Origin of the sequence: Anaerobacillus sp. 1_MG-2023 (genome assembly GCF_030547345.1) — a bacterium.
Classification (GTDB): Bacteria; Bacillota; Bacilli; order Bacillales; family Guptibacillaceae; genus Guptibacillus; species Guptibacillus hwajinpoensis_B.
Map to the genome: position 1 here is coordinate 179,528 of NZ_JAUORD010000002.1, position 23,545 is coordinate 203,072.

General features: G+C 40.1%; 21 protein-coding genes. 20 read left to right on the forward strand and 1 reads right to left on the reverse strand.

Going from position 1 to position 23,545, the window contains the following annotated elements; translation table 11 throughout:
• Window positions 1-9: 9 nt before the first annotated feature.
• From Q4550_RS04730 to spo0A, 8 genes are all read left to right on the forward strand, one after another.
• On the forward strand, window positions 10-867 hold the full coding sequence (locus Q4550_RS04730; RefSeq protein WP_303531127.1) for a polyprenyl synthetase family protein: 858 nt from the start codon (window positions 10-12) through the stop codon (window positions 865-867).
• A gap of 768 nt (window positions 868-1,635) precedes the next feature.
• Complete coding sequence (locus Q4550_RS04735; protein ID WP_303530705.1) at window positions 1,636-2,244, forward strand: CNNM metal transporter family protein; 609 nt, start codon at window positions 1,636-1,638, stop codon at window positions 2,242-2,244.
• A gap of 18 nt (window positions 2,245-2,262) precedes the next feature.
• Window positions 2,263-4,155 carry a 1-deoxy-D-xylulose-5-phosphate synthase gene (dxs, locus tag Q4550_RS04740; protein ID WP_194222103.1) on the forward strand — a complete coding sequence of 631 codons (1,893 nt, stop codon included), beginning with the start codon at window positions 2,263-2,265 and terminating at the stop codon, window positions 4,153-4,155.
• A gap of 6 nt (window positions 4,156-4,161) precedes the next feature.
• Window positions 4,162-4,968, forward strand: a complete 807-nt coding sequence (locus Q4550_RS04745) for a TlyA family RNA methyltransferase (protein ID WP_303530706.1) — start codon at window positions 4,162-4,164, stop codon at window positions 4,966-4,968.
• A gap of 179 nt (window positions 4,969-5,147) precedes the next feature.
• A complete protein-coding gene (ahrC, locus tag Q4550_RS04750; RefSeq protein WP_098444159.1) occupies window positions 5,148-5,597 on the forward strand; it encodes a transcriptional regulator AhrC/ArgR in 450 nt (149 codons plus the stop codon).
• Between the two features lie 35 nt (window positions 5,598-5,632).
• The gene (recN, locus tag Q4550_RS04755) at window positions 5,633-7,327 is read left to right on the forward strand and encodes a DNA repair protein RecN (protein ID WP_303530708.1); all 1,695 of its coding nucleotides are present in this window, start codon (window positions 5,633-5,635) and stop codon (window positions 7,325-7,327) included.
• Window positions 7,328-7,451: 124 nt separating this feature from the next.
• Window positions 7,452-8,747: a SpoIVB peptidase gene (gene spoIVB, locus Q4550_RS04760; RefSeq protein WP_303530710.1), complete on the forward strand. Its 1,296-nt coding sequence runs from the start codon at window positions 7,452-7,454 to the stop codon at window positions 8,745-8,747.
• A 242-nt stretch (window positions 8,748-8,989) separates the two neighbouring features.
• On the forward strand, window positions 8,990-9,790 hold the full coding sequence (spo0A, locus tag Q4550_RS04765) for a sporulation transcription factor Spo0A (RefSeq protein ID WP_194222100.1): 801 nt from the start codon (window positions 8,990-8,992) through the stop codon (window positions 9,788-9,790).
• A gap of 64 nt (window positions 9,791-9,854) precedes the next feature.
• Here spo0A and Q4550_RS04770 read toward each other — a convergent pair whose 3' ends face one another.
• Entirely contained in the window at window positions 9,855-10,094 is a 240-nt protein-coding gene (locus Q4550_RS04770; protein ID WP_226614134.1) for a DUF2627 domain-containing protein, read from the reverse strand.
• 237 nt (window positions 10,095-10,331) lie between these two features.
• On the opposite strand from Q4550_RS04770, the gene Q4550_RS04775 reads away from it, so the two are divergent.
• The 12 genes from Q4550_RS04775 (at window position 10,332) to Q4550_RS04830 (ending at window position 23,512) form a co-directional block, all read left to right on the forward strand.
• Complete coding sequence (locus tag Q4550_RS04775; RefSeq protein ID WP_303530713.1) at window positions 10,332-12,398, forward strand: sigma-54 interaction domain-containing protein; 2,067 nt, start codon at window positions 10,332-10,334, stop codon at window positions 12,396-12,398.
• 118 nt (window positions 12,399-12,516) lie between these two features.
• Window positions 12,517-13,413 carry a phosphate butyryltransferase gene (gene yqiS, locus Q4550_RS04780; protein WP_303530715.1) on the forward strand — a complete coding sequence of 299 codons (897 nt, stop codon included), beginning with the start codon at window positions 12,517-12,519 and terminating at the stop codon, window positions 13,411-13,413.
• A 30-nt stretch (window positions 13,414-13,443) separates the two neighbouring features.
• On the forward strand, window positions 13,444-14,541 hold the full coding sequence (gene bcd, locus Q4550_RS04785; RefSeq protein WP_194222096.1) for a branched-chain amino acid dehydrogenase: 1,098 nt from the start codon (window positions 13,444-13,446) through the stop codon (window positions 14,539-14,541).
• 14 nt (window positions 14,542-14,555) lie between these two features.
• Window positions 14,556-15,662 (forward strand): butyrate kinase, encoded by a 1,107-nt coding sequence (gene buk, locus Q4550_RS04790; RefSeq protein ID WP_303530719.1) that lies wholly within the window; start codon window positions 14,556-14,558, stop codon window positions 15,660-15,662.
• A gap of 78 nt (window positions 15,663-15,740) precedes the next feature.
• Complete coding sequence (lpdA, locus tag Q4550_RS04795) at window positions 15,741-17,162, forward strand: dihydrolipoyl dehydrogenase (protein WP_303530721.1); 1,422 nt, start codon at window positions 15,741-15,743, stop codon at window positions 17,160-17,162.
• Between the two features lie 28 nt (window positions 17,163-17,190).
• Window positions 17,191-18,183 (forward strand): thiamine pyrophosphate-dependent dehydrogenase E1 component subunit alpha, encoded by a 993-nt coding sequence (locus Q4550_RS04800; protein ID WP_194222093.1) that lies wholly within the window; start codon window positions 17,191-17,193, stop codon window positions 18,181-18,183.
• A 12-nt stretch (window positions 18,184-18,195) separates the two neighbouring features.
• On the forward strand, window positions 18,196-19,179 hold the full coding sequence (locus Q4550_RS04805) for an alpha-ketoacid dehydrogenase subunit beta (protein WP_303530722.1): 984 nt from the start codon (window positions 18,196-18,198) through the stop codon (window positions 19,177-19,179).
• 27 nt (window positions 19,180-19,206) lie between these two features.
• A complete protein-coding gene (locus Q4550_RS04810; RefSeq protein ID WP_303530723.1) occupies window positions 19,207-20,502 on the forward strand; it encodes a dihydrolipoamide acetyltransferase family protein in 1,296 nt (431 codons plus the stop codon).
• A 127-nt stretch (window positions 20,503-20,629) separates the two neighbouring features.
• Window positions 20,630-21,058, forward strand: coding sequence for a BrxA/BrxB family bacilliredoxin (locus Q4550_RS04815; protein WP_226614125.1), 429 nt, complete (start codon window positions 20,630-20,632; stop codon window positions 21,056-21,058).
• Between the two features lie 252 nt (window positions 21,059-21,310).
• Window positions 21,311-22,111: a transporter substrate-binding domain-containing protein gene (locus Q4550_RS04820; RefSeq protein WP_303530726.1), complete on the forward strand. Its 801-nt coding sequence runs from the start codon at window positions 21,311-21,313 to the stop codon at window positions 22,109-22,111.
• A 26-nt stretch (window positions 22,112-22,137) separates the two neighbouring features.
• Window positions 22,138-22,797 (forward strand): amino acid ABC transporter permease, encoded by a 660-nt coding sequence (locus tag Q4550_RS04825; protein WP_194222088.1) that lies wholly within the window; start codon window positions 22,138-22,140, stop codon window positions 22,795-22,797.
• Window positions 22,790-23,512 (forward strand): amino acid ABC transporter ATP-binding protein, encoded by a 723-nt coding sequence (locus Q4550_RS04830; protein ID WP_303530730.1) that lies wholly within the window; start codon window positions 22,790-22,792, stop codon window positions 23,510-23,512. The genes Q4550_RS04825 and Q4550_RS04830 overlap by 8 nt, the downstream gene beginning before the upstream one ends.
• The last annotated feature ends 33 nt before the right edge of the window (window positions 23,513-23,545 follow it).

Here is a 23,545-nt window from a genome sequence, read left to right on the forward strand (position 1 = left end):
AGCTCTTATATGAATGATTGTAAAAAACTGCTTGATCAAGAACTGCCTTCATATATTAATCATCTTGAAATGCCAGAATCACTAAAAGAAGCGATGTTGTATTCGATTCATGCGGGAGGGAAGCGGATCCGCCCGATATTAATGCTTGCTACTGTAGAAGCATTTGGCGAATCAATTGATCAAGCAATTCCCGTTGCCTGTGCTGTAGAAATGATTCATACGTATTCGCTAATTCATGATGATTTGCCGGCTATGGACAATGATGATTTACGTCGAGGAAAACCTACAAACCACATCGTTTACGGCGAAGCGGTGGCTATTCTTGCCGGTGATGCCCTTTTAACCCAAAGTTTTGAACTTATTGCAGACTCCAATTTAACGAGCGAGCAAAAAGTAGAGCTTATTAAGTTATTGTCTCATGCTGCTGGACCTTCGGGTATGGTTGGGGGGCAAATGGCAGATTTGGATGGTGAAAAACAAGCATTAACGTTAGAACAACTTGAGTATATTCATCATCATAAGACTGGGAAGCTTCTTATGTTTTCCATTATGGCAGGGGCGATTATTGGAAATGCTTCGCCACTTCAACGAGAACATCTCCAAGCATTCGGTGAGCACATCGGGTTATCTTTCCAAATAAGTGATGATATCCTCGATGTTGAAGGAGATGAAGGCAAGATTGGTAAACAGCCAGGAAGTGATGAGAATAACGAGAAAAGCACATATCCTAAGCTTTTGTCCTTAAAGGGCGCTAAAGAAAAATTAAAGCATCATTTTGATGAGGGATTATCTCACCTTTCTGCCGCTAACATAAAGGAAAATAGATTAAGGTCGATTGCAAAGTTTATTGTAGAGCGTGATCATTAACATATAATTGAGCATAATCATAACCTGTGGTATAATAAGTTAAGATTGAGTGGTGCAGTATTCTAGTCAGTTCGCCATTTCTGAAGGCGGGCCTAAAAATCCGCCATAGGGCACATCGATGAAGTTCCTGGTGTTGGCTTGAGTCGCCCAGACTTGGGTCGATGCTGGGAGTTAAGGTCGCAGGGCGATCCACAAAGGCATGTGGGCGTTGACCCTGCTTCCGCGGAGGCCCATTCTTGTAGTAGAGCGGTTAACGCTGCCTGCTATGAATTGGGGTATGAACCTGTTGCAGCTGCATGGGAACGCAGTTGAACAGCGTAGCCTGCCTTGAGTGGAGCTAGAGGGGATTATGGATTATTGGAAATTTGCAGCTCGGCCGGCCGCTTTTTTCCTACCACCCATATGAAATCTGCTCTGCAAAAGAGGCTAGGAAATGTGTGGAACTGTTGAGGAAAACTCCTAGACTGTTCCGAGTGACACTTAAAGGGGATTATAGTGCGGACTAAGTGGTAATCCAGTCTAGCGCATGGTGACTACGCTAAGATAGATGTAAAGGGAAACCGCCTGAATGGCGACGTTCAGGTATCTATCTGGGAAAACCTACTGGACCTAAGCCGCAGTCTTTACTCTTTAAGTGACCACTCTTCGATACATATGAGTAATGGGGTGTTCAACTGACAGGGAACAGGGGGAAACGAACTGACCCCATGAATTCCTGCCAGCTGGATACCTATTTTTATGTGATTATATAATGGACAAGGAGTAGATATGAAAGCTTCCGTATCAAAATCCATAAACTGGAGTTTAGCTATTGCCGTTATCACACTTGTGTTAGCGGCTATTTTTTCAATTATATCGACGGCTGTATTAAGTGGTGTATCTTGGGCGATTGGTATGATAGTAGTATTATTAATCGTTCTAATTGGTATTTTCTTTGATACAATTGGTGTTGCTTCAACAGCAGCAAATGAGGTACCCTTCCACGCTATGGCTGCTGAACGCCTAACCGGGGCGAAGCATGCAATTTTTGTTACACGTAACGCAGATCGCGTAGCAAGCTTCTGTAATGATGTAATTGGTGATATTTCGGGTATTATAAGTGGTACAGCCTCCGCAACCGTTGTCGTACAATTAACACTTCAACTTGGACATAGCGATGGATCTTTGTTTCAATATATAGTATCAGTAGTATTTACCAGCGTCATAGCTGCGTTGACGGTCGGAGGAAAAGCGCTCGGAAAAACGTTTGCGATCCATTTTTCTACTGGAATCATTTTCCAAGTAGGTCGGTTCTTATATTATGTAGAAAAAACATTTAAAATTAAAATGGTAGACAACCAATCCAAAAAGAAAAAGGGAAACCGTAAATCGAAATAAGAAGGGGAGGACATTCCCATGGATTTAGAAAAGATTGAGAATCCTAAGTTTCTCAAAAATTATGATATCAATGAAATGACCGAGCTTGCAGAAGAAGTTAGAAGTTTTTTAATTAATAAATTGTCTGAAACTGGTGGACATCTTGGTCCTAACCTTGGTGTGGTTGAACTGACTATTGTTCTTCACAAAATTTATGATAGTCCAAAAGATAAATTTATCTGGGATGTAGGACACCAAGCATACGTTCATAAAATTCTGACAGGACGAGCTTCTAGATTTGATACTTTGCGAAAATACAAAGGTCTTTGTGGATTCCCTAAGCGAAATGAGAGTGAGCATGACGTTTGGGAAACTGGTCATAGTTCTACATCATTATCTGCGGCGATGGGTATGGCTGCTGCTCGTGATATGAAAGGAAGCGACGAGAGTGTTGTTGCGATCATAGGGGATGGCGCATTAACAGGTGGAATGGCCTTAGAAGCGCTCAACCATATTGGTCATGAGCAGAAAGATATGCTAGTGATCTTAAATGATAACGAAATGTCGATTGCTCCTAACGTTGGAGCACTTCATAATATTCTAGGAAAACTTCGTACAGCAGGTAAATATCATAAAGCGAAAGAAGAGCTTGAATATTTGCTTAAGAAAATCCCTGCTTTCGGTGGCGCGCTTGCATCGACTGCTGAGCGTGTTAAAGATGCTCTGAAATATCTATTGGTGTCTGGCATTTTCTTTGAAGAACTTGGATTTACCTACCTTGGACCAGTAGATGGGCATGACGTTGAAGCTCTAATGGAGAATATTAAGTACGCTAAGAAAACAAAAGGGCCTGTCCTTATCCATGTATTAACAAAAAAAGGAAAAGGTTATCAACCGGCTGAAAGCGATCAAATCGGTGTATGGCACGGAGTGAGTCCTTATAAAATCGAAGCTGGTGAACAGATTAAACCGAAAGTTGCTGCCCCAGGCTACAGCAAGGTAGTAAGTGAAACAGTACGGAAGCTCGCTGAAAAAGATGATCGCATTTCTGTTATTACGCCAGCTATGACAGTTGGTTCAAAATGGGAAGCGTTCGAAAAGCAATTTCCAGAAAGACTTTTTGATGTAGGAATTGCAGAACAGCATGCTACAACGATGGCTGCCGGACTTGCTACACAAAATCTCAAGCCTGTCTTATCCATCTACTCCACGTTTCTCCAAAGAGCCTATGATCAGCTTGTTCACGACGTGTGCAGGCAGAATCTAAACGTTTTTCTTGCAGTTGATCGTTCTGGTCTTGTCGGAGCAGACGGGGAAACACATCAGGGAGTATTCGATATCTCGTTCCTTCGTCATTTACCGAACATGGTCTTAATGATGGCTAAAGATGAGAATGAATTGCAACATATGGTGAATACTGGAATGAAGTATAATCAAGGACCAATTGCAGTTCGGTATCCGCGAGGAAATGGCATCGGTACGAAGATGGATAAAGACTTAAAAGAAATTCCAATTGGTACTTGGGAAGTGATTCGCGAAGGAACAGATGTCGCACTCCTCTCTTTTGGTCCTACGCTTCAAGACCTTTTGAAAGCTGCAGAGAAGCTTGAACAAGAAGGCATCTCAGCTCGAGTAATTAATGCTCGTTTTATTAAGCCTCTTGATGAGAAAATGATGGCTGAACTTATGCAAGAAGGAATTCCGATGTTAACAGTGGAGGAAGCGATTCTTCAAGGTGGATTTGGTAGTGCTATACTTGAATATGTGAATGACAGCGGTTATCAACACGGTACAATTCAAAGAATGGGCATACCAGATGCATATATTGAACACGGCAGTGTCAATGAACTATTAAAAGAAATCGGCTTAACTCCAGATGATATTGTTGCGAAAGCTAAGAAAATAATTCCAGCAAAACAAAAGAGGGCATAAAAGAGAATGGCTAAGAAGGAAAGACTTGATGTAATCCTTGTGAATCGTGGACTAATCGATACAAGAGAAAAAGCAAAAAGAGCGATCATGGCTGGTCTTGTATTTTCGGAAACAGAAAGAATGGACAAGCCGGGTGTGAAAGTAGCAGAAGACATTAGTTTACAAATAAAAGGTGATACGCTTCGTTATGTTGGACGCGGTGGTTTAAAACTTGAGAAGGCGATTAATGTCTTCTCTCTTCTCATCGAAAACAAAGTTGTATTGGATATCGGCTCATCTACAGGTGGGTTTACGGATTGCGCGCTGCAAAATGGTGCCTCACTCGTGTATGCACTTGATGTTGGATATAATCAATTAGCTTGGAAATTACGTGTAGATGACCGAGTAGTTGTTAAAGAAAGAACAAATTTTAGATATGCAGAGAAAGCAGACTTTGAACAGGGGTTGCCAGATATTGCCACCATAGATGTCTCCTTTATTTCCTTAAAATTGATTTTGCCAGTTCTTAAGCAGATCCTAAAAGAAAATGGAGAAGTGATTGCACTTGTAAAACCTCAATTCGAAGCTGGAAGAGGAGAAGTTGGGAAAAAAGGAATCGTACGTGATAAAAAAATTCACTTACGTGTACTAAAAGAAATGATGGACTTCGCGACTAAAGAAGGCTACCAGATCAAAGGCATCTCTTTTTCTCCAATAACCGGTGGTGAAGGAAATATCGAATTTTTATTATACTTGGGCTGGCAGCAGGATATGGTTAACGAAACCATTCCTACGCCTGAAGAAGTTGTAGAAGAAGCGCATCAAAAGTTATAGAGGATACACGCTGTGTGTCCTTTTTCTCGTTCGTCACTGTACAAGAGAAGTTTATTCGTATTTAGTCCAGAAAATATCTTTTTACGAGTGAATATTTATGAGGGTCTATACAAAAGAGAAGCGTGGCTATATAATAAGGCTGTCAGATTTTACTTACCGGAACTTCTGGAGGTTATACAATGAATAAAGGACAACGTCATATCAAAATTCGTGAAATGATTGCCAATCAAGATGTTGAAACACAAGATGAACTGGTGTATTGCCTGAAGAGCGCTGGCTTTAATGTAACTCAAGCCACTGTTTCACGGGATATTAAAGAACTTCATCTTGTTAAAGTGCCAACTATTGATGGTAGATACAAATACAGTCTTCCTGCAGATCAGCGCTTTAATCCACTTCAGAAATTGAAGAGAACATTAACAGATGCATTTATTAGCATAGATCATGCGGATCATCTTATCGTTATGAAAACGCTTCCTGGTAATGCGAACGCGATTGGTGCGCTAATAGATAATTTAGACTGGGAAGAAATCATGGGTAACATTAGCGGAGATGATACTATATTAATCATTTGCAAAAGTGCCGATGCTGCACCTATGTTATCGCAACGCTTTATTGACATGCTTTAGGGAAATGAAAGAGGATCTTTTGAAGGTGGGAGAATATGTTAGCGGAACTATCCATTCGTAATTTTGCGATCATAGAAGCGATCACCGTTTCATTCGATCGTGGATTAACAGTCCTTACTGGAGAAACGGGCGCAGGTAAATCCATTATCATAGATGCCATTGGACTTTTAGTTGGTGGGAGAGGTTCTGCTGAATTCGTTCGTTATGGAACAAAAAAAGCAGAAATCGAAGGGTTGTTTCACATTGAACCTGAGCATCCAACAGTTCAAAAGCTTGAGGACGTTGGGATCGAGTTTACTGATAATATGGTCGTATTGCGACGTGATATCTCAAATACTGGTAAGAGCATTTGTCGAGTCAATGGAAAGTTAGTCACACTCGGGATTTTAAGGGAAATTGGTCAAACACTTATTGATATACATGGGCAGCATGAACACCAAGATTTGATGCAATCAGACAAACATTTAACGCTGCTCGATCAATTTGGTGACCGTGCTATTAGTCCGGCATTAGTGGAATATCGAGATATTTTTCAAAGATACAAGAAAATTCAGCAGCAGATGAAGAACCTGACAGAAAACGAACAACAGATGGCACATAGATTAGATTTAATTCAATACCAACTTGAAGAAATTTCAAAAGCGGAATTATCTCCAAATGAAGATGAAGAATTAATGGAAGAGAAGTTACGTCTTGGCAATTTCGAGAAATTATTTTCTGCTCTTCAAGATGTCTATCATTCTCTGCATGGAGATAATAAAGGATTAGACTGGGTAGGACTTGCGATGGCGCAACTTGAATCAGTAACTGATCTTGATGAGGAATTACAAGGATACCACGAAGAAGTAGCTAATCAATTTTATCTGCTTGAAGAAACGGCTGGAAAGTTAAATACATATCGAGATCAACTTGAATTTGATCCTGCTCGTCTAGATTTTGTAGAAGAGCGCCTTAATGAAATTCAGGTGCTCAAAAGGAAATACGGTGAATCGGTAGAAGAAATTTTGGAATACGCTGCTTCAATTGAAGATGAAGTCGATGAACTTGTAAATAGAGAAGACCGCGTAGAAGAGCTTGAATCCAATTTAAAAGGTATTAAAGCGGACCTGACCGTAGAAGCGGAAAACCTTACAAGACTTCGTAAAAAGGTCGCCACTGATCTTGTAGAGGCGATCCATCATGAACTTAGAGATTTATATATGGGAAAGACAGAATTTGCTATTCATTTTAATGACTTAAATAATAAAAAAGAATCCTTTCACAGATCAGGACAAGATGATATTGATTTTATGATCTCTACAAATCCAGGTGAGCCGCTTAAAGAACTTTCAAAAACAGCATCTGGCGGTGAATTATCACGTATAATGCTAGCGTTAAAATCCATCTTTTCAAAACACCAGGGAATAACCTCTATTATTTTTGATGAGGTTGATACAGGCGTTAGTGGAAGAGTTGCTCAAGCGATGGCTGAGAAGATTCAGCGCCTTTCTTCTGGTTCTCAAGTTCTTGTTATTACACATCTTCCTCAGGTTGCCGCAATGGCTGACCATCACCTTTATATTTCTAAAGAAGAAACGGGTGAAGGAAGAACAAAGACAAGTGTTGGTAATTTAAGTGATGAAGAACAAATTGAAGAACTTGGAAGAATGATATCTGGCGCTGAAATGACAGAGCTAACAAAGAAACATGCGAGAGAATTATTGCATCAAGCGAACCAAATAAAATCATGATTTGAAATGCTATCCAACTCAGGGTAGCATTTTCATTTTTAGAGGTTATAATAACCGCGACTCAAGGCAAAATTATAGATACAGCCATGTTGGAGGTGTGAGCAAGAGCGAGGAGAGTGAAGGATTGAAGATAGAGATGTTTCGTAAATTGTTAGGCGTAGTTCTCCTTGGTTTTTTAATTGCACTTGGTTTTTCAAAGCCGGTACAATTATTTTTAACTATCCCAGACGAGATTATCATGTTCGAAGGAGATCAAACCAGGATCTCATCTGTAATACCTGCTGTTGCTTCGCTAGGAAGTACAGAAGTGGCAAGCCTAGATCAGCAGCAAAGCAACCTTACGATAAACGGCAAAAAAAGTGGTTCTGATATTCTGGATTTAACGGTAGGAGATTTCCCAGTCAAAAAAGTTGGCGTGAAAGTTCTTCCTGATTTTAAGGTTATACCTGGAGGACAGTCTATAGGAGTTAAATTAAACACACGTGGGGTGTTAGTAGTTGGCCACCATTTAATTCATACAAATGAGGGAGATCGTTCTCCGGGAGAAATAGCAGATATACAAGTTGGCGATATTATTACTAAGATCAATGGTCAAGCCGTTAAGAAAATGAGTGACATTGGAACAATTGTTAAGAAAGCCGGTAGCGACGGTAATGCACTGAAAGTTACAATCGTGAGAGAAAATGAAGAATTAAGTAAGAAGCTGATTCCGGTGAAAGATAAACAAAATGAATCATACCGGATTGGATTATATATACGTGATTCTGCAGCTGGAGTTGGAACATTAACATTTTACCATCCTAATACAAAGAAGTATGGTGCACTCGGACACGTTATATCTGATATGGATACAAAAAAGCCAATTGTAGTAAACCATGGAGAAATTTATCCATCATCTGTCACTTCTATTGAAAAAGGGAGCAATGGACATCCGGGTGAGAAGCTAGCTAGGTTTTCTAATAAGGCGCAAAAACTTGGAACGATTACACGCAACAGTCCATTTGGAATCTTTGGAGAAATGAATGATGAAGTCAAAAAAGGCATGTATGACCAACCAATGCCTATTGCGCTTTCTCACCAAGTGAAGGAAGGTCCTGCCAAAATACTAACAGTGGTTAAAGGTAGTGAAGTAAAAGAATACGATGTAGAAGTGATCAGTTCAATACCACAGAAGTTTCCAGCGACAAAAGGAATGGTTATTAAGGTAACGGATCCTGAACTATTAAAAGAAACAGGTGGAATTGTACAGGGAATGAGTGGAAGTCCGATTATTCAAGAGGGAAAAGTAATCGGTGCAGTCACCCATGTGTTCGTCAATGATTCCACTTCAGGCTATGGTGTTCACATTGAATGGATGTTAGAAGAGGCTGGGATTAATATTTATGAAGAAAGTCGTCATGAGAAGCGAACAGCGAGCTAAAAAAAGCTCACTGTTCGCTTTCTTTCGTTTTTCAACCATGATATACTGTGGATGAAGAAAATTCGACAAAATTGAAAGAGTATTCAGAAAAAAGAGTAACGTGTAGTAAATTGGAGAATAGCTAAGAATTATGCGGAATAAATATTGTTTTTAAAAGTTTTTAGAAATTTTAGAGGAAATTTACCAAATCCGTTGAATGTCTATACTACGGTAACCAAACTTGTGGAAGGAGAGACGGAACCGTGCAAAAAATAAAAGTATGTTTAGCTGATGACAATCGCGAATTAGTTAATTTGATTGAGGAATATATGTCACGACAGGAGGATATGGAGGTAGTCGGAACCGCTTCCAATGGTCAGGAGTGCTTGGAAGTGCTTGAAGATCACGAGCCTGATGTACTTGTTCTAGATATTATCATGCCTCATCTCGATGGCCTAGCAGTTCTGGAACGCTTACGTGAAATGAATTACACTTGTAGCGTTATTATGCTTACTGCGTTCGGACAAGAAGATGTAACCAAAAAAGCTGTGGACCTTGGAGCATCCTACTTTATTTTGAAGCCGTTTGATATGGATAATTTGGCAAGCCATGTGAGGCAGGTAAGTGGTAAGAAAACAACGTTTACCACAAATGGCGGATCATACAAACGCCCGCAACGAGAAAACAGACCAAGAAACCTTGATGCAAGTATCACTAGTATCATTCATGAAATTGGTGTTCCTGCACATATTAAAGGTTACATGTATTTGAGAGAAGCGATCACGATGGTTTACAATGATATTGAATTACTTGGATCTATTACGAAGGTCTTGTATCCAGATATCGCAAAGAAGTTTAATACAACCTCTTCAAGAGTTGAGCGGGCTATTCGTCATGCAATTGAAGTAGCATGGAGTCGAGGGAATGTGGAGTCTATTTCCAATCTGTTTGGTTATACTGTAAGCATGTCAAAAGCAAAACCAACAAATAGTGAATTCATTGCGATGGTTGCCGATAAGCTTCGCATTGAGCACAATATGGATAATTATTCTCATAGCAGGTAAAGTGCACTATTAAATAATTTATAGCAAAAAAACAAAGCCCGACATCAAAAGGGCTTTGTTTTTTTTATTGTTTCTTTGAAGAAAATTTTTGCTGTACTTTATTTCGCTTACGATCACGATAAAAGATAAACCCACCAACAAAAGAAAGACCGGCTATAAGAAAGACTAGACCGAGAATGAATTGAACAATAAGAGAAGTAAATGGTGGGTTAAGTACACCGAAAAGAACGTCTCTCATTAATTTAATACCGATTACTCCTAAAATCCCTGGAATTAATACGATAAGTAAAGCGATTAACCTCATTACCCGCGCACCCTTTCTAGACATCGCTACTGTTATTGTAGCGAACTCTGAATAAAGTGTCTATGCGTGTTTGTACCGGATTTTGTTACAACGGCATTGAGAAATACTAAATGGATAATCAACACGATAAGTTAACATAGTCAAAAAAGTGAACCATGCATGATTTGTCAAAATAAGAAAAGAGATGTATGATAGGTATGAAATATATTGCATGTATAGGATGCAGGTGATGAATATTTGCGAACATGTATGATTGTAGGTGCCGGAAAAGGCGGGGTAGCACTTTTGGATATCTTACAAGAGACTGAGATGATGAATGTTATTGCAATGGTTGATTGTAATTTAGATGCGCCTGGTATTCTTAAAGCTCGTCAAAGCGGAATTGCTGTTTTTGACAATTGGAAAGTTGCACTAAAGCGTTTTGAAATCGATGTCATTGTTGAAGCTACTGGAAATGAGACCGTTTTTGAAGAGATTAGAGACATGCGAGAGAAGCATACTGTATTGATTCCGGGTTCAGTTGCTAACATCGTTCTTAAGTTAATTGAAGAAAAAGAAGATTTAATTGATACTTTACGTCATCAATCCAAACAGCAGGAAATCATTCTTGATTCTACTCATGACGGTATGATTGCGGTCAATATAAATGAAGAAGTGACGTTATTTAATCGGAGTGCTGAGAAAATTACCGGAATTTCCAAAACACATGCTGGTGGAAAAATAATTGGGTCTCTCATGGCCTCTAGCATGTTGCCTCGAGTTTTATCTTCCGGCCAGCCGGAAATTAATCAAGAGCAACTACTTCCAAATGGGAAAAAAATTATTACGACACGAATCCCGATGTTTGATGATGAAGGCAGGCGAATTGGCGCATTAGCGGTTTTTAAAGACATGACAGCTATTGAGCAAATGGCACAGGAAGTTACTAACTTAAAAAGCGTGCAGTCAATGCTTGAAGCCATTATTCAATCATCTGATGAAGCGATTTCTGTTGTTGATGAACAAGGGAAAGGTCTAATGATCAATCCGGCTTATACGAGGTTAACGGGTCTTGAACATGCCCAAGTTATTGGCAAGCCGGCGAGTACAGATATATCTGAAGGTGAAAGCATGCATATGCGTGTATTGAGGACTAGGAAGCCTGTACGTGGTGTTCAGATGAAGGTTGGACCGAGTAAGAGAGAAGTTGTTGTTAATGTTTCTCCGGTTATTGTCGATGGCAGATTGAAGGGCAGTGTAGGCGTCATTCACGATATTTCAGAACTTCATTCATTGAATAGTCAACTGCAGAGAGCAAGACAAATTATTCGAACGCTTGAAGCGAAATATTCATTTGAAGATATTATAGGGAAATCAGAAGAAATGACGTTTTCTGTCCAGCAAGCAAAGCTTGCAGCCTCTACACCAGCAACCGTGCTCCTTCGTGGAGAATCTGGGACTGGGAAAGAACTATTTGCACATGCCATACATAATGCCAGTGATCGTAAGTACAACAAGTTTGTTAGAGTGAACTGTGCGGCTATTTCAGAATCACTATTTGAAAGTGAACTTTTTGGCTATGAGGACGGTGCGTTTTCAGGCGCCCGTCAAGGAGGGAAACGAGGATTTTTTGAAGAAGCGAATGGTGGAAGTATTTTTCTTGATGAAATTGGAGAGGTGTCATTAGGTACACAGGCGAAGCTCCTTCGCGTTCTTCAGGAACGTGAAATTGTTCGAGTGGGTGGAGCGAAGCCGGTTTCTATCAATGTAAGAATTATTGCAGCCACCAATGCAAAACTTGAAAAAAGAATAATCGATGGTTCATTTAGGGAAGATTTATACTATCGATTAAATCGTTTACCGATCCAAATCCCTCCACTAAGACAACGCAAAGAAGATATTGCTTCACTTGCTGAGCATCTTCTTACAAAAATTAACCAAGATTATGGAAGAAACGTTGAGGGGATTACATCATCAGCTATTGATTATTTAAAAAGCTATGATTGGCCTGGAAACGTTAGAGAATTTGAAAATGTACTTGGTAGAATTGTTATTCATATGGATACATCTGAAACCATGATTGACCTTGAACATCTTCCGTCCTTATTAAGCGAAAAGAAAGACGCTGATTTATTGTCGGTAGAACGTACCCCTGACAAAATGCTATCCCAGTTAGTTGATGAATTTGAGAGGAAAACGATTCAGCAAACTCTTGAGCATTACGGTGGGAATAAAACTGCCACGGCAAAGGCGTTAGGAGTGTCACTTCGAAATTTGTATTATAAAATGGAGAAACACGAAATTGAAAAATCTAGCATGCAATAATTTGCATGTATTGCAATTTATTGCATAGTTCAATTACCGCGAATCCTTGTTGCGTCAACAAGTGAGAATTGGCATGGAACTTGCATAATAGTATGATGGCGTAAAAGGAGGGACATCAATGAATTTAGATCAACTTGTGAAGAAGGTAGCGGAACAGCCGACTAAAACAGTTGCGCTTGCCTCAGCGGCAGATCAAGAAGTGATTGAAGCAGTTCATAAAGCCATTGACAAACAACTTGCTTCATTCATCCTTTACGGAGATCAGAACGAAATCGAGCAAATGTTGGACGATCACGGATTATCTCAATCAACATTTATCAAGGTTGTACAAGCTCGATCAGACCAAGAGGCTTCGAAAGCTGCTGTGATGGCGGTTAGAAATGGAGAAGCCGATGTGTTAATGAAAGGAATGGTCTCCACTTCGGTTATTTTAAAAGAAGTTTTAAATAAAGAATATGGGTTACGAAAAGGAAAAGTACTTTCTCACATAGCTGCGTTTGACGTTCAGGGATACGAACGCCTGATCTTCGTGACAGACTCAGGTATGAATATTGCCCCGGATTTATCGCAAAAGGTTGAAATTGTTAAAAACGCTGTATATATTGCGAAAAGCATTGGTGTCACATTACCTAAAGTTGTACCGCTTGCCGCGGTAGAAGTGGTCAATCCTGCTATGCAGGCGACGCTTGATGCATCAGCACTTACACAAATGAACAATAGAGGTCAAATTGCTGATTGTATCATTGATGGACCACTTGCACTAGATAATGCTATTTCTGTCGAGGCAGCTGAGCATAAAGGGATAAAGAGTGAAGTTGCAGGAAAAGCAGATATTCTTCTTGTTCCTTCAATTGAAGTGGGGAATGCACTATATAAATCACTCGTTTATTTTGCAAATGCAAAAGTTGGTGGAGTTATTGCAGGTGCAAAGGCGCCAATTGTTTTAACTTCTCGAGCAGATAGTGCACAAAGTAAAGTTTATAGTATCGCGCTTGCGGTTAGTTCAGCTAAATAAATTTTTATGAAAACAGAGAGGGAGATTTAAATGGAACTTTTTACTTATATGGAGAAATATGATTACGAACAAGTGGTAGTTTGTCAGGATAAAGCTTCAGGATTAAAAGCGATTATCGCCATTCATGATACAACACTAGGACCAGCTCTAGGTGGTACAAGAATGTGGACATATGCTTCCGAAGAAGCGGCATTTGAAGATGCTCTTCGTCTTGCAAAAGGGATGACTTACAAAAATGCTGCGGCTGGCTTGAATCTTGGAGGGGGAAAAACTGTTATTATTGGTGATCCTCGCAAAGACAAAAACGAAGCAATGTTCCGTGCGTTCGGTCGTTACATTCAGGGTCTAAATGGTCGTTATATTACTGCAGAAGACGTAGGTACGACAGTTCAAGATATGGATATGATCCACGAAGAGACAGAGTATGTAACGGGTATTTCACCGGCATTTGGTTCTTCTGGTAACCCTTCTCCTGTAACAGCATACGGTGTGTATGTTGGAATGAAGGCAGCTGCAAAAGAAGCATTCGGTACCGATTCGTTAGAAGGTAAAACAGTAGCAGTTCAGGGTGTTGGGAATGTTGCATATAACCTTTGCAAACATCTTCACGAAGAAGGAGCTTCACTTGTAGTCACTGACATTAACAAAGAATCTGTTGATCGTGCAGTTGCTGATTTTGGAGCGAAAGCAGTCGATCCGGACGATATTTACGAAGTAGAGTGCGACATTTTCGCTCCTTGTGCACTTGGTGCCATTATTAATGACGAGACTATAGGTAAAATTAAAGCAAAAGTTATTGCAGGAGCGGCCAACAACCAGCTTCGCGAAACGTCTCATGGTGATCAGATTCACGAAATGGGTATCGTTTATGCACCGGACTATGTAATTAACGCAGGTGGCGTTATTAACGTTGCTGATGAGCTTTATGGTTATAATCGCGATCGCGCTATGAAACGTGTTGATGGCATTTATGACACCATTGCGAAAGTCATTGAAATCTCTAAACGCGATGGTATTCCTACTTATGCAGCAGCTGACCGCCTTGCTGAAGAAAGAATTGAGCAAATGAAGCAATCAAGAAGCCAATTCTTAATGAATTCTCAGCACATTCTAGGTCATCGCAGATAAACGGAGGGTTTCGAGTGACAGATAAAGAATATCGACTTCTGGTAATCAACCCGGGATCAACATCGACTAAAATAGGTGTTTTTGATAATGAACGTGCCGTATTTGAGAAATCATTACGGCACGATACGGATGAGATTAATCAATACAAAACCATCATCGATCAGTATGAATTCAGAAAAAACACTATTCTTGAAGCGTTAGATGAAGAAGATATTAACATTTCGAGGTTATCAGCAGTAGTAGGCCGTGGTGGTTTATTACGTCCCATTGAAGGGGGGACGTATTCAGTGAATGACATGATGCTCGAAGACCTTCGAAATGGTTTCTCAGGTGAACACGCTTCAAATTTAGGTGGAATTATTGCCTTTGAAATTGCTGAACAGCTAAATATTCCTTCATTTATTGTAGATCCTGTTGTTGTGGATGAGCTTCAAGATGTCGCCCGTCTTTCGGGAGTGCCTGAAATAGAGCGCAAAAGTATATTTCATGCCTTAAACCAAAAGGCTGTTGCTAGAAGAGTTGCATCCCAACTGAATACTAAATACGAAGAATTGAACCTTATCGTAACTCATATGGGTGGAGGGATTACGGTAGGCGCGCATCATAGAGGGAAAGTTATTGATGTGAATAATGGTTTGCATGGGGAAGGCCCTTTCTCACCTGAACGTGCCGGTACAGTTCCGGTAGGAGAATTAGTATCTATGTGCTTCTCCGGAGAATACTATGCAGATGAAATTATGAAGAAGCTCGTTGGACAAGCTGGTTACGTTGGTTATCTGGGGACGAATGATGCTGTGAAAGTAGAGCGGCAGATCAGCGAAGGTGATGAGAGAGCAAAGCTCGTTTTTGACGCAATGGCATATCAAGTAGCAAAAGAGATTGGTGCTGCTAGCGCTGTTCTTGCTGGAGAGGTCGATGCGATTGTATTAACGGGTGGACTAGCATATGGTAAGCAGTTTGTATCCCAAATAACAGATCAGATTAAGTGGATCGCTGACGTTATTGTCCATCCTGGAGAAAATGAGCTTCAGGCTTTAGCTGAAGGTGGATTACGGGTGTTGAGAAAAGAAGAAAAGGCAAAAGTATACCCTGTTTCTTCCGTAGAATCGACTGTCATATAATGGTTATTAACCTTTTGATATGACAGTTACGACCTTAACTGTAAAAGGGAATAAATTGTTCTATAAAGGAGAATTTGAATGGCTGAAGAATATGATCTCGTCATTATGGGTGGAGGTACTGGTGGCTATGTAGCCGCTATACGGGCTTCACAACTTGGTCTCAAAACGGCAATCGTTGAAAAACGTGAACTTGGTGGAACATGTTTGCATCGTGGATGTATTCCTAGTAAAGCATTGCTTCGAAGTGCTGAAGTGTATGCTACTGCTAAGCACGGTGAAGAATTTGGCGTTATGGCTAAAGAAATTGCGCTAGACTTTAAGAAAGTTCAAGAACGTAAACAAGGAATCGTTGACCAACTTCATAAAGGTGTTCAACACCTAATGAAGCAGGGGAAGATTGATGTATTTGAGGGCTTTGGTAGAATTCTTGGACCATCTATCTTTTCTCCAATGCCTGGTACGGTCTCAGTCGAGATGAATAACGGAGAAGAAAATGCAATGCTAATTCCCAAAAACGTTATTGTTGCAACTGGTTCTAAACCGCGTACGCTTCCAGGCCTTGAAGTAGATGGCGAATATGTTATGACTTCTGATGAAGCGCTTCGTATGGAAAGTCTACCATCTTCGATCATCATTGTCGGCGGAGGCGTAATCGGGATTGAATGGGCTTCAATGCTTGTTGATTTTGGTGTAGACGTTACGGTTGTAGAATATGCGGATCGGATCGTACCAACAGAAGACAAGGATATTTCTAAAGAAGCGCATAAGCTTATGAAGAAAAAAGGAATCAAGCTTTTCACTGGAGCAAAGGTGATGGGGGATTCTCTTACAATAGATAATGGTGTCTCCATTAATGCTGAGCATGAAGGGGAAACCAAAACGTTTACTGCTGACAAAATGCTTGTATCAGTTGGGCGTGAGGCAAATGTGAAAAACATTGGACTTGAGAACACGACGATCGAGGTAGACAAGGGTGTCATCCAGACCAATGAATATTACCAAACGAAAGAATCTCATATTTATGCGATTGGTGATGTTATTGGAGGTATGCAGCTGGCTCACGTGGCTTCTCATGAAGGGATTACAGCCGTTGAACATTTAGCGGATCAAAATCCTGAACCAATTGATTACACAATGGTTTCTAGCTGCATTTATAGCAGTCCAGAAATGGCAAGTGTTGGCTTGACAGAAGATCAGGCAAAAGAGCAAGGTCATAATGTTAAGATTGGGAAATTCCCTTTTAAAGCGATTGGCAAAGCGCTTGTTTTTGGGGAGTCTGATGGTTTTGTGAAAATTGTAGCTGATGCTGATAACGAGGATCTCCTTGGCGTACATATGATAGGTCCTCATGTAACAGATATGATTTCGGAAGCTGGTCTTGCAAAAGTACTAGATGCTGCATCATGGGAAGTGGCACATACCATCCATCCTCACCCAACATTATCCGAGGCAATTGGTGAAGCTGCGCTTGCAGTGGATGGAAAAGCAATTCATTCTTAATAAAGGTTATATAAGGAGGTAAAACATTATGGCTGAAAATCGTCATGAAGCATTAGGTCTCTCTGATGAAAGAGTGCTCGAAATGTTTGAAACAATGTTAATGGCTCGAAAAATTGATGAACGCATGTGGTTACTTAACCGAGCTGGGAAAATTCCATTTGTAATCTCTTGTCAAGGGCAGGAGGCCGCACAGGTAGGTTCTGCCTTTGCAATGGATCCAGAAAAAGATTTTGTCGCTCCTTATTATCGTGATATGGGAGTTGTCCTTGCGTTCGGTATGACTGCAAAAGACCTTATGCTATCTGGATTTGCGAAAGCAGAAGATCCAAACTCTGCAGGTCGTCAAATGCCTGGACACTTCGGACAGAAAAAGAATAATATTATTACTGGATCTTCTCCAGTAACAACGCAAGTCCCACATGCGGTAGGATTTGCTCTTGCGGGACGTATGGAAGGGAAAGACCTTGTTACATTCTGCTCATTCGGTGAAGGTTCATCGAACCAGGGGGATTTCCACGAAGCAGCAAACTTTGCTGGTGTTCATAAGTTACCAGTTCTATTCGTATGTGAAAACAATAAATATGCGATTTCAGTACCAGTTTCTAAGCAGTTAGCTTGTGAGAAGGTGTCAGACCGTGCCATCGGTTATGGTATGCCAGGAGTAACTGTTGATGGAAATGATCCACTTGCTGTATATGAAGCATCAAAAGAAGCAGTTGAAAGAGGACGTCGCGGTGATGGTCCAACATTAATTGAGACTGTTTCTTATCGTTTAACGCCTCACTCAAGTGATGACGACGATCGCGCCTATCGTACGCGTGAGGAAGTAGAAGAAGCTAAGAAAAAGGATGCGATCATTACCTTTGCAGCTTATTTAAAAGAGGTTGGCGTTCTAACAGATGAGATTGAAAAAGAAATTCACGACCGTGTTCAAAAAGAGGTCGATGAAGCAACAGAATACGCAGAAAATGCGGATTATGCACCTGCTGAAGATGCAATGAAGCATGTATACGCAGAGTAAGGGGGAACCATTATGCCAGTTATTTCATATATTCAATCGATAACCCAGGCCCTAAGAGAAGAAATGCAGCGCGATAAGAAAGTCTTTGTATTAGGTGAAGATGTAGGGGTACGAGGTGGAGTTTTCCGCGCTACTGACGGTTTGTATGATGAGTTTGGAGAACAACGAGTGATTGATACTCCACTTGCGGAGTCTGCTATCGCAGGCGTTGGTATCGGTGCTGCCATGTATGGGATGCGTCCTGTAGCTGAGATGCAGTTTGCTGATTTCATCATGCCTGCGGTCAATCAAATCGTATCAGAAGCGGCAAAAATTCGTTATCGTTCTAATAATGATTGGAGCTGTCCAATTACCATTCGTGCTCCGTATGGTGGTGGAGTACATGGTGCCCTTTATCATTCGCAATCTGTCGAAGCGCTTTTTGCTAATGTACCGGGACTTAAAATTGTTATGCCATCAACTCCTTACGATGCAAAAGGATTGCTAAAAGCAGCGATTCGTGATGACGATCCAGTTCTTTTCTTTGAGCATAAACGAGCTTATCGTTTGATTAAAGGACAGGTGCCTGAAGAAGAGTATACGCTTCCAATAGGAAAAGCGGATGTGAAGCGTGAGGGTGACGATATCACGGTTATTACATACGGTCTAAGCGTTCACTTTGCCCTTCAAGCAGCCGAGAAGCTTGAGAAAGACGGTATTTCTGCTCATATTCTTGATCTTCGAACAGTATACCCGCTTGATCGTGAAGCGATTGTAGAAGCGGCGAAGAAGACAGGAAAGGTTCTTCTTGTTACAGAGGATAATAAAGAAGGTAGCATTATTAGTGAAGTTTCAGCGATTATTGCGGAAGAGTGTCTTTTTGATCTTGACGCTCCAATTCAACGCCTTGCAGGACCTGATGTCCCAGCAATGCCGTATTCTCCTCCGATGGAGAAATATTTCATGTTAAATCCTGATAAAGTCGAGAAAGCGATGCGTGAATTAGCTGAATTTTAAACCGTGGGATGAATAGGAGGGATTAGAGTGGCAGTTGAAAAAATACTCATGCCCCAGTTGGGCGAGAGTGTCACAGAAGGTACAATTGAGAAATGGCTAGTTGAAGTTGGCGATACTGTTAATAAGTACGATCCAATTGCGGAAGTAAATACTGATAAAGTGAATGCAGAAGTTCCATCCTCTTATACAGGCGTAATTAAAGAGCTTGTAGCTGCAGAAGGCGATACGATTGAAGTAGGCGAACTGGTTTGCTATATCGATATTGAAGGTGGAGCATCAGAAGAAAAGCAAGAAGAATCTACTGGTCAAAAAGCGATAGAGAATATATCTGAAGATAAAAAAGATCAAGAAGAAGTAGAGCAGCCGATGAAACGTCGTTATTCACCAGCTGTTCTCCGTATGGCTCAGGAAAACAATCTTGATCTTGAACAAATAAGCGGTTCTGGTAAAGGTGGGCGAATTACCCGTAAAGATATCCAGAAGGTGATTGAGTCAGGTGAAATGCCAGCACCTAAAGAAGAACCTAAAGCTGTTAGCAAGAAGGAAGAGAAGAAAGAAGCTCCAAAAGCTCCAGTGAAAGAAACTTCTGAAGGAAAAGGAGCAGATGTTCCTGTAGCAGAAGGGGATATTGAAATTCCTGTTACCGGTGTTCGTCGTGCGATCGCCAACAATATGCTTCGCAGTAAGCATGAAGCGCCACATGCATGGACGATGATTGAAGTTGACGTAACGAATCTCGTTGAATATCGAAATGGGATAAAAGATGACTTTAAAAAGAAGGAAGGATATGGCTTAACATTCTTTGCGTTCTTTGTTAAAGCTGTCGTAGAAGCTCTGAAAGAATTCCCTCAAATGAATTCAATGTGGGCTGGCGATAAGATCGTTCAGAAAAAAGATATTAATATTTCTATTGCTGTAGGAACAGATGAATCTCTTTTCGTCCCTGTTATTAAAAATGCAGACGAAAAATCAATTAAAGGCATTGCTCGCGAAGTGAAAGAGCTTGCTCAAAAAGCGAAAACGGGTAAATTGAAGGGTGAAGAAATGCAGGGTGGAACATTCACTGTGAATAACACTGGATCTTTCGGCTCTGTTCAATCAATGGGGATCATAAACTATCCTCAAGCAGCTATTCTTCAAGTTGAGAGTATTGTGAAGCGTCCTGTAGTTATGAACAACGGTATGATTGCTGTTCGTGATATGGTTAACCTTTGCCTTTCTCTTGACCATAGAGTTCTAGATGGCATGATTTGCGGTAAGTTTCTTGCTCGGGTAAAAGAAAACCTAGAGACGATTTCAAAAGACAATACTTCCGTTTATTAAGAATTACAGCCGTCCCTACTCGGGATGGCTGTTTTTTTTGATAAAGTTTGAAAGCGTTTCTTGGAAAAGTATAGGGATTCGCGATACAATAAGAGAGAAGGTTTCATGATAAAGGGAGGAATATAAAATGTCTATGGACTTTAATTTATTTATGAACGACGTTGTTGCAACAGCTCGTGAAGAAATCAAAGCAGCAGGATATAAAGAATTAACAACTTCTGAAGAAGTAGAAGAGGTTGTGACAAGTAAAGGAACAACTCTTGTGATGGTAAACTCTGTATGTGGATGTGCAGGAGGGGTTGCGCGTCCGGCTGCAAAAATGGCTATTACAAACGAAAAGGTGCCAGATCAACTTGTAACTGTTTTTGCAGGTCAAGATAAAGAGGCTACAGCAACAGCACGTTCATACTTCAAAGGTTTTGCACCATCTTCTCCATCGTTTGCTATATTAAAAGACGGAGAAATTATTAATATGGTTGAACGTCATGAAATCGAAGGTAGCGATCCTGAAGAAGTATCTGGAATGCTACAATACTTATTTAATAAATATTGTTAAATTGAACTCATTTACTCAAAAGCACCAGGCAAACTTGCCTGGTGCTTTTTTGCATATAATATTAGTTTCTGTTTCTTTAATTAAGAATGAACAAGAAAGGTTTTTGTTTGATAATACAGAATAAACCGAATTTAACAACTTTAATTTATATGAAATAATATGAATAAATATGTAGAAATCTAAAATATTATCTGCTATAGTAATTAATATACAAAAAAACGAATTATTATACATTGATCAGGGGGAATTAAAATGAAGAAAAATTGGCTAATGATTATAGGTGGATTATTCATGGTGATGGCACTAGTTGCATGCGGATCTTCAAATGAAAATTCGAACGAAGAAGAAAGTGGAGGTTCATCTGAAGAAACGCTCATTATGGGAACTTCAGCAGATTATCCGCCGTTTGAATATATTGATTCTGCAAAAGGAGAAGATATTATTGGTTTTGACGTCGATATTGCAAACTACATCGCTGATGAGTTGGGATATAATGTAGAAATAAAAGATATGGATTTTAGCGGGTTAATTACAGCGCTAAGTAGTGAACGTGTTGATTTCGTTCTAGCAGGAATGACGCCTACAGATGAACGTAAGGAAAATGTCGATTTCTCAGAAATTTATTATTCAGCTAATCACATGATTGTTTCTTCATCAGATAATAAAATGTCAAAGCCAGAAGACCTTGACGGAGCAAAAGTTGGTGTTCAGCTTGGATCGATTCAAGAAGATAAAGCGAATGAGCTAAAAGACAGTGGAATAAATATGGAGATTATCACATTAAATCGAATTCCAGAATTGATTCAAGAACTTAAGTCAGGACGTTACGATGCCATTATTATTGAAGATACGGTAGCGAAGGGCTACTTAGAAAGTAATGAAGATTTAACTGGTGAGAACCTTCCTAATACCGAGGAAGCAGGGTCAGCTGTCGCTTTTCCGAAAGATAGTGAACTGACTGAAGAATTTGACGAAGTAATTAAAGAAATGAAAGAAAATGGCAAGATGGACGAGCTTATTGAGAAATGGTTTGGTCAAGACACCGTAGAATAACACCTTAGAAGAAAGGATGATCAGGCATGGATTTGGATTTCAGCCAATTCGTGCCTAATATTCCCTACATCCTGCAAGGAATATTGGTCACGTTAAAGTTTGTAAGTGTATCTGCAATAGTAGGATTTGTGCTTGGTACGGTTCTCGCATTATTTAAAATTGGTAGAGTAAAGGTTCTAACTTGGATAGCTGATGCCTATACTTCCGTTTTCCGAGGAACGCCACTCATTTTACAGCTACTATTATTCTATCATGCAACTCCTCAGCTAACGGGTTATGATATTTCAGCTTTTGAAGCCGGTGTCCTTTCATTTGGTCTAAATTCAGCTGCATATATTTCCGAAATTATTCGGGCTGGAATTCGTGCAGTAGACAGCGGACAGAATGAAGCGGCTGCTGCATTAGGTATACCTTATCGTCCGATGATGAAGGATATCATTCTACCACAGGCTATGAAAAACATTTTACCTGCACTCATGAATGAATTTATTACATTAACGAAGGAATCAGCGATTGTATCTGTTATTGGTGTGTTTGATATTATGAGAAGAAGTCAAATAGTGGCAGCAGAGAAGTTCAAGTATTTTGAGCCGTTACTTATTGCGGGGATCATTTATTACTTACTCGTTATGATATTAACTCTAGTTGGAAAAATGGTGGAGAGGAGAATGAGCCGGAGTGATTAGAATAGACAATTTGCACAAGAAGTATGGAACTCTTGAAGTATTAACTGATATTCAAACAACGATTCAAAAAGGAGAAGTAGTTGCAATTATTGGACCTTCTGGATCTGGTAAATCAACTCTTCTTCGATGTATGAATCAATTAGAAAATGCAACCTCCGGAACAATCTGGGTAGATGAGAAAAAATTAACAGATCCCACTACAAACGTCATGGAGTTACGTCAGTCTATTGGGATGGTGTTCCAGCATTTTCACCTTTTTCCTCATAAAACAGTATTGGAAAATCTTATTTATGCACCAATGAAAGTAAAAGGATTAAAGCGAGATGCTGCTGAGAAAAAAGCACATGAGCTCCTATTGCAAGTTGGACTTTCAATGAAGGCGAATGAATATCCGAAACGGCTTTCTGGAGGTCAAAAGCAACGTGTAGCCATAGCAAGAGCACTAGCTATGGAACCTGAGTATATGTTGTTTGATGAACCGACTTCTGCACTCGATCCTGAAATGGTAAAAGAAGTTCTTGATGTAATGAAGGATCTTGGTCAATCAGGGATGACTATGGTGATTGTTACACATGAAATGGCTTTTGCAAGAGAAGCAGCTGATCGTATCCTTTTTCTCGATGGAGGAAAGCTTGTGGAAGAAAGTGAACCTGCAGCATTCTTCAATGAACCAAAAACAGATCGAGCAAAAGCGTTTTTAGATAAAGTGTTATGAAGTGAGCCTATGGTTCACTTTTTTTATGTTGAA